This is a genomic window from Henriciella sp. (assembly GCF_049649345.1).
GTDB lineage: Bacteria > Pseudomonadota > Alphaproteobacteria > Caulobacterales > Hyphomonadaceae > Henriciella.
The window spans coordinates 1-7,769 of sequence record NZ_JBARZC010000262.1; the positions used below are offsets into that span (position 1 = coordinate 1).

The following is a 7,769-nucleotide window of genomic DNA, read 5'->3' on the forward strand; positions in this document are numbered from 1 at the left end:
CAGAACATCCGCTCATGCAGCTGTCCGGGCACGACTTCCCAGTATCGCACCTTGTCGAAGGCGAAGATCATCAGCGCCCATTGCATGAAGACCAGCACTGCCACGACCAGGTAGAACATGTTGCTCATGCGGATATCGAGCTGGGCAAGGAAGTCGGCAATCGGCCCGGACAGATTGGCAAAAGTGAGCAGAATGAAGCCGATAACGAGGATCAGGCCGAAAATCACCGAATTGGCCCCGCGCAACCGGACCGTCGTCGAGAAGATCACGAAGGCCAGCGTGAACACGAAGATCAGGCCAAGCACTTTCTGATTGACCAGTTCGCTCACAAGGCCCGACGCCTGGAGGACGAAAAAGACGAATCCCAGAAGCCAGATCGGCCACCAGTAGAGTATGGGCGAATGGGTATAGACCTTCATTGGCTGCAGCACGTTGCGGTCAAGCACCTCGCCTTTGCGCGGCTTTGGAGATTTTGCACCGGACTTGGAGACCGACGCGGTTGGCGGCGGGGGCGGCGGCCCTCCATCTGGGGGCGGAAGCGGACCGCCCGGCGGTGGTGGTGCTGGTGGTGTCGTATCGCTCATCGCGTCTCCCCCTTGCTGTCAGTCGCCTTGCGCATCTTAGCCAAGCACGGGCAAGTCACAAACACTTCTCGGATAACGGGGTCGTTTTCATTCCCCTACTAGGCGAGCGGGGCTGATTTGATAGGGTGATGACAAATCGTTTAGCCGGAAGGAAACCTCCATGAAGATCTCTCGACTGCTTGCTGCCTCAGCACTCGCCATTTGTGTTGCTAGCGCAGGCGCATCTGCACAGCAATCGACGCCAGCTCCGGGGACGGGTCTGCTCGATCTCTACACCTATTTCCACGCAAATCCGGAACTCTCATTCAAGGAACAGACCTCCTCTGAAATCCTTGCGGCCGAACTGCGCGACCTCGGCTTCAGCGTAAGCACAGGCATCGGGGACGATTGGGTCCGCCAGAAATCCATGAAGGATGAAGGCACGGTCCGCGACGGCGTTGGCGGCTATGGCGTTGTTGGCGTGTTCGAGAATGGGGACGGCCCGACCGTCCTCATCCGCGCTGACATGGACGCCCTGCCCGTGCCCGAACAGACCGGCGTTGAGTATGCATCCGAAGTGATAAGCACGACCTGGACAGGCGTCGAAAGCCCCGTCATGCACGCCTGCGGGCACGACGTGCACATGACAAGCTGGGTCGGCACGGCGCGCGAACTGATCGCCAACAAGGATGACTGGTCGGGTACGTTGATCATGATTGCTCAACCGGCCGAAGAGATCGGCCTTGGTGCAAAGGCGATGATTGAGGATGGCCTCTATTCGGACTTCCCGGTACCGGACTACAATCTCGCGCTCCACGTCTCGGCGTCGGCCCCTGCGGGCACGATCGCCTATTCGTCAGGCTATGCACTCGCCAATGTCGACAGTGTGGACATTATCGTCAAAGGCGTTGGCGGGCACGGCGCCTATCCGCACACGACGAAAGACCCGATCGTCATCGGCGCATCGATCGTGACGGCGCTCCAGTCGCTGGTCTCGCGCAATACCAACCCGCAAACGCCTGCGGTCGTCACGGTTGGCTCATTCAAGGCCGGCGCCAAGCACAATATCATCTCCGACCAGGCCGAGCTGTTGTTGACCGTCCGTTCCTATGATGACGCAACGCGCCAGATGCTGATCGACGGCATTGAGCGGATCGCCAAAGCGCAAGCCGAGGCGTTCGGGGCGCCGGAACCGGAAATCCGCGTCGATTCAGACTACACGCCATCGACCTATAATGACCCTCAGCTGACCGAACGCGCCATCGCATCCATGAAAAGCGTGCTTGGAGATGAGAACGTCACCTCGGTCACGCCTGTCATGGGCGGTGAGGACTTCTCACAGTTTGGGCGCACGACGCAGGATGTGCCTGGCCTGATTTTCTGGCTGGGCGCTGTGGAGAAGGAAAAATTTGAGAAAGCGCAAGGCGGGCCGCTACCACTGCCTTCGCTCCACTCACCCTTCTTTGCCCCTGATCCGGAACCGACGATCGACACCGGCGTGAAAGCCATGACGGCAGCTGCGATGGCACTCTTCGAGGAAAGTTAAGGCGCTGCGATAGTCAGATTTTGGCGAGCCAGTCTATGAGGAGCGCGTTGACGTCGTCGGCGCGCTCCTGCTGGGTCCAGTGACCGCAACCCTCCAGCAGATGCGAGCCCATAAGGTTGGGCACATGCGGCTTCATGGCCGCAACCATGTCGCCCGGCGCATTCTTGAGGACGAGGTCCTTGGTGCCGCCAATGAACAGCGCCGGCTGGCGGATCGTCTGATCGCCGCTGGCGCGCAGAAAAGCATTGTCGCGGTGCCAGTTGCGGTAACGGTTTATAGGCCCGCGAAACCCTGAATGCCTGAACTGCGAGTCGTAATATTCAACGTCCTCCTCGCTTAGCCATGACAGCGGCATAGGCGGCTCGGGCAGTCTGTAAAGCAGCGTGTCGCCATGCTTCTTGTCAAACGGCCAGGCCCCTTTCGGCGCATCGCCTGACAGGGCGTAATAGAATTTGCGGATTGCCTCTGCCGGATCGGCTTCGAGTTCTTTTTCCGCGACGCCCTCCTCCTGGAAATAGATCTGGTAGAAAAACAGGCCGCGCTTGGTGAAGAAGTCCCGCACCGCATCGATGAAAACCACCTCATCGCGCGGTGAATACGGCACCGACAGCGCTGCGACGGCCTTGAACTGATCGGGATAAAGCAAGGACGAGCACCAGGCGAGCGGCGCCCCCCAGTCATGACCGACGACGACTGCAGGCGCATCCGGCTGAAGCGCTTTTGCCACGCCGGCGATATCACCCGTCAGCGATTGCATATCGTAAGCCTCGACCGGGTGCGGCGCGTCGGAGCCGCCATATCCGCGCACATCGATCGCCGCAGCGGTAAAACCGGCCGCAGATAGCGCGTCTAGCTGATGGCGCCAGGAATACCAGCTTTCAGGAAAGCCGTGGACGAACAGAACCAGCGGCCCCGAACCGGCTACAGCGACCCGAATGTTGATCCCATTCACATCGATGCGGCGGAAGTCCGGGGCCATGGCGTCAGTTCTGTTCCTTGGGGGCGGCCGCCTCGATCTTGTCGACCGTGCCGGGATGCGTGTAGACGCGGTAACCGACAGGGGCTTCTGGCGTGCTGATCTGCTGGAGTACAGCCGCGAGCTCGATCGGCACGATATCGATCTTGCTTTCCTCGATGCCGTTTTCCGCGAGGCGGGCCGCCATGGTTTCGGCGTCGGCAAAGCTCGGCAGGATCGGCACGATCATGCCTTCCGGCGTTTTCATCCGGGTTTCCTTGCCATCCGTGGTCACGAAGAAAACAGGCGCAAGGAAAGTAACATCTTCCTCGACCAGGCTCGCCGCACTGTCGATTTCAGCCTGGCTAGATTCAAAGACAATCGGGCCGTCCCAGTTCTGCATGATCATGGCGAGTGGAACGGGCGCAACGGAGACCTCTTGATCCTCCACGGCGGCAAGCGCGGCTTCGCCAGCGGCGGGATCAATGAATGCCATGAGCGCGGTCTGTCCCTCAGGGCCGGTTACAGAAACCGCGCCGCCATCGCTATTTTCGAGGATGTTGATGTGAAAGCCGGCCAGGGCGAACTCGATCGCGGACGGGCTTGCTTGTGACTGTTCAGGCGTGCCAGTCGCGCTGGCGTCGCTCTGGGCAAACCCTGCCGGGCAAGCCAGCATCAGCGCTGCGGCCATTGTTGTCGCTAGTCGTTTCATGGGGAGGATCCTGTTTGTAGCGTCTGCCAAGGCTATGAAGCCCCAGCAGACAATACAAGGAATTGGCTCAGCCCTGCTTTAATTCTTCGAAAGGCACCTTCTTGTCGACACGCACATCCTGCGGCAGGCCGAGCACACGTTCAGCGATGATATTCTTCAGGATTTCGTCGGTCCCGCCCGCAATGCGCAGGCCGGGCGCCCACATGAAGCTTTGCTGAAAAAGCGCATTGGCCGGCATGGTGTCGGCGTCATTCATGATGCCATAATGGTCCTGCATCTCGATCGCGGAGTTACAGATATCCTGCAGCTGGTTGGCTGTGATGATCTTGCCGATCGAGTTCTCAGGCCCCGGCGTCTCGCCCCGCGACAGCGCGGTTTGCGTGCGAAACTTGGTCAGGCTGTAGCCTTGTGCAGCAACATACCAATCGGCCAGCTTCTCGCGGAAAGCCTGGTCGGAGAGCGAGCCAGTATCACGGGCATAGTCCATGATCTCTTTCCAGTCCGGACCGGGCGACCCGCCGACGGCGAGGCGCTCATTCATCAGCGTGACGATGGCGACTTTCCAGCCCTCGCCAACGTCGCCGAGACGGTCTGAATCCGGGATGCGGACATCGGTGAAGTAGACCTCGTTGAACTCACGCCCGCCCGAGGCCTGATGGATCGGTTTGGCTTCGACGCCCTTCTGGTTCATGTCCACGATGAACATGGTCAGGCCTTTATGCTTCGGCGCCTTCGGGTCGGTCCGCGTCAGAACGATGCCATAGTCGGAGAAATGCGCGCCCGTGGTCCAGACTTTCTGGCCGTTGATGACCCATTCATCGCCATCCTTGATAGCACGCGTTTTCACGCCGGCCACATCGGAGCCTGCCGCTGGTTCAGAGAAGAGCTGGCACCAGATTTCCTCACCCATCAGGGCAGGCTTTACATAGCGTTTCTTGTGCTCGTCAGAGCCGAAAGCGATGACGGTCGGCACGCACATGCCAAGGCCAATTGCGAACGGGCCAGTGGGCGCCTCAAACCGGCTTTCTTCCTGGTTCCAGACGACCTGCTGCATGGCAGTGCCGCCGCGACCGCCCCATTCCTTGGGCCAGGTGATCTGTGCAAAGCCGCCTTCAGCTTTGGTCTTCTGCCAGTCCTTGGCGCGCTTCAAAAAGTCTTCGCCAGAGGGCCTGCGCGGCGAGTTGGCGTCCTTCAGTTTCAGATGCTTGTCGAGGAAGCTGCGCGCTTCGGCGCGAAATTCTGCTTCTTCCGGTGTGTCGTTGAAATCCATGAGGTTTCTCCTAAGCAGCGTTCTTGCGCTCAAGCGCAGAGACGAGTTTCTCTTTCCAGACTTTAGGGGCGCCGGCCTGTACGGCAAGCAGCTTGGCGCGGCGGTAGAAGAGGTGGCAGTCCACTTCCCAGGTAAAGCCCATGCCGCCATGGGTCTGGATGTTTTCCTTCGAGGCGAACCAGTACGCCTCTGACGCCGCAAGCCGCGAGGCGGCGGCCGCTTCCGGCAGCTCTGCGGCATCTGTCGAAAGTGCCCATGCCCCAAAATAGCTGTTCGAGCGAGCGACCTGGTTCTTCACATACATTTCGGCAAGCTTGTGCTTGATCGCCTGATTGCCGCCGATCGGACGGCCGAAGGCGTAGCGTTCCTTGGCGTACTCGGTTGCCATTTCGAGGCAGCGGTCAGCGCCACCGAGCTGTTCAAAGGCAATCAGGACGGCTGCGCGATTGTGCAGGTCATCGTGATATGCGCCCGCTTCGCCAGCAGAGCCGATGCGCTGGCCCGCCGCGCCGTCGAAGACGATCTCGGCATGGCTGCGGGTCGGCTCCAGAGTGCTGACTGTCTTGCGCGAGACGCCTTCGCCGGTGAGGTCGACCAGAACCCAGCTGGCTTCGGAGCCTTCCTTGGCGAGGACAATGGCGTGGGTCGCGATATCGCCGTCCGTGACGGGCACTTTCGTGCCGCTGATCTTCGAGCCGTCAAACGTCGTTTTCAGGCGTGACGGATCCGGATTGCCGGGGCCTTCGCTTGCCGCATAACAACCAATGACCTCTCCGCTGGCGACCTTTGGCAGGATGTCTTTCTTCTGGTCTTCGGACCCGGCCAACTTCAGCCCTTCAGCAAAGAAGTAGACCGTCGAGGCGAACGGCACCGGGGCGAGCGCGCGGCCCATCTCCTCTGCGATGACGCAAAGCTCCAGCATACCAAGACCGAGCCCGCCATATTCTTCCGGGATCGCCGTGCCGAGCCAGCCCATCTCGACAACCTTGTTCCAGACGCCCTCATGATGGGTCTTGGCCTCATCATCCAGGACTTCGCGCACATGTGCGGTCGTGCATTGCGCGTCGAGGAATTTACGGGCCTCGCTTGCCAGAAATTTCTGATCTTCCGAAAAGTCGAAATTCATATCCAGTGTGCTCCCTTGGACATCTTGTTTTGACGTAACCATAGCGCGGCGGACGGACACGAAAAGCCGTCTCGCAGGGTAAGGGGCCTGACGGTCTGAAATGCCAATCTCGGTGAAATTTGACAGGTCCACTTCACCAGACTTCAAGGGCGATATGGCATGAGGTCTCAAGTCTGGAGAAAATCATGGCAAAAGCACTCTTTCACAAATCACAGCGCGTCTTCGTAAAGCCCGTCGGGACCTGGGCCCTGGTTGAGAAGGTCATTCCGCACTGGGTGAAAGATGTCGAAGAACCGCTTCGCGTGACCTACGATGTCGGCCTCGGCCGTGATTTCACAGGCGGTGAACTCGTCTCTGAAGACGTGATGCATGGCCGCGACCGGATGAAAAAGCAGAACGAAGTCGGCCCTGAGGCGTGGCGTGTCCAGCGTGTGAAGAACCGCTGGCAGGAAGGCGATGACACCTCAAGCCACCCCTTCCCCGGCACCTTCCCTGTCGTCATGACGGACGATAATGACTGGGGCGGCTGGCGTGTGCCAGGGTCCGAATATGACCGTGACCCGCTGAAGATCGAATATCAGGCGCGCCTGATCGTGAACGCACCGCAAATGGTGAAAGTCTGCCGCGCCATCGCAGAGCTCGCCGCCCAGAAGCCTGAGAGCGTGCCTGATGAGCTGCGCGGCCTGGTCAAAACCTGCTCGGTCATCCTGCGTCACGTCTATGATGTGACGGATTCGCCGAGAGTAGCGGCAGAATAACTGCAGACAACGCGCTGTTTCGATTGTGAGCCGGTGACCGGCGTCCTATCTGTCATTCAAACATGAATGAAGGACAGGACATGATGCGCACCGACACGCCGGTTTCGGTTAAACTCGAGAATTACACCCCCTACCCGTTCGATATCGACACGGTATCGCTGGACTTCTCGCTTGAACCGGGGGCGACGCGGGTTCGCGCGAAGATGCAGGTGCGCCGCATCGGATCTGGCGACTTCGTTCTCGATGGTGTCGGCCTTCAGCTCAATTCGATCAAGCTTGATGGCGAAGCACTCTCAGAAAGCGACTATGTGCGCGATGACGAGACGCTGACCCTCAAATCCGTACCCGACAGCTTCACGCTGGAAACCGATGTTACGATCAATCCATCGGCCAATACGGCCCTGTCCGGCCTCTACATCTCTGGCGGGCGCTTCTGTTCGCAGTGCGAGGCGATTGGCTTCCGCCATATCACTTTCTGGCCGGACCGCCCCGATGTGATGAGCCGCTTTCATGTCCGAATGGACGCCGACAAGTCGAAATATCCGATCCTTCTCTCGAACGGCACGCCCGGAGAGAGCGGCGACTATACGGACGGGCGCCATTACGCCGAATGGGACGACCCCCATCCAAAACCTTCGTATCTATTCGCGCTCTGCGCCGGCGATTATGATGTCTGGCGCGACACATTCACGACGATGAATGGCGACCATGTCGACCTCGGCGTTTATGTCGACAAGGGCCAGGCGGACCGCGCCGAGTGGGCGATGGAAAGCCTCAAAGCCTCGATGAAATGGGACGAGGAGCGGTTTGGACGCGTCTATGACCTTGGCGTGTTCAAC

The 7,769-nt window shown here is 59.6% G+C and carries 6 protein-coding genes and 2 pseudogenes; 3 read left to right on the forward strand and 5 right to left on the reverse strand.

All coding sequences use genetic code 11. The features are described 5' to 3' along the window. Positions 1 to 584: pseudogene (locus tag WA989_RS06805) on the reverse strand (hypothetical protein); the annotation flags it as partial. Between the two features lie 160 nt (positions 585 to 744). On the opposite strand from WA989_RS06805, the gene WA989_RS06810 reads away from it, so the two are divergent. After that, complete coding sequence (locus WA989_RS06810; RefSeq protein ID WP_424339752.1) at positions 745 to 2,109, forward strand: amidohydrolase; 1,365 nt, start codon at positions 745 to 747, stop codon at positions 2,107 to 2,109. A 13-nt stretch (positions 2,110 to 2,122) separates the two neighbouring features. Here the strand turns inward: WA989_RS06810 and WA989_RS06815 are convergent, their stop codons facing one another. From WA989_RS06815 to WA989_RS06830, 4 genes are all read right to left on the reverse strand, one after another. Then, positions 2,123 to 3,088 (reverse strand): alpha/beta fold hydrolase, encoded by a 966-nt coding sequence (locus WA989_RS06815; RefSeq protein ID WP_424339753.1) that lies wholly within the window; start codon positions 3,086 to 3,088, stop codon positions 2,123 to 2,125. 4 nt (positions 3,089 to 3,092) lie between these two features. Beyond that, positions 3,093 to 3,776 carry a hypothetical protein gene (locus WA989_RS06820; RefSeq protein ID WP_424339754.1) on the reverse strand — a complete coding sequence of 228 codons (684 nt, stop codon included), beginning with the start codon at positions 3,774 to 3,776 and terminating at the stop codon, positions 3,093 to 3,095. 67 nt (positions 3,777 to 3,843) lie between these two features. Continuing rightward, positions 3,844 to 5,046, reverse strand: a complete 1,203-nt coding sequence (locus WA989_RS06825) for an acyl-CoA dehydrogenase family protein (RefSeq protein ID WP_424339755.1) — start codon at positions 5,044 to 5,046, stop codon at positions 3,844 to 3,846. Between the two features lie 10 nt (positions 5,047 to 5,056). Further along, complete coding sequence (locus WA989_RS06830; RefSeq protein ID WP_424339756.1) at positions 5,057 to 6,172, reverse strand: acyl-CoA dehydrogenase family protein; 1,116 nt, start codon at positions 6,170 to 6,172, stop codon at positions 5,057 to 5,059. 185 nt (positions 6,173 to 6,357) lie between these two features. Between WA989_RS06830 and WA989_RS06835 the strand changes: the two genes are divergently transcribed. Further along, on the forward strand, positions 6,358 to 6,930 hold the full coding sequence (locus tag WA989_RS06835) for a hypothetical protein (protein ID WP_424339757.1): 573 nt from the start codon (positions 6,358 to 6,360) through the stop codon (positions 6,928 to 6,930). 80 nt (positions 6,931 to 7,010) lie between these two features. Next, positions 7,011 to 7,769: pseudogene (locus WA989_RS06840) on the forward strand (aminopeptidase N); the annotation flags it as partial.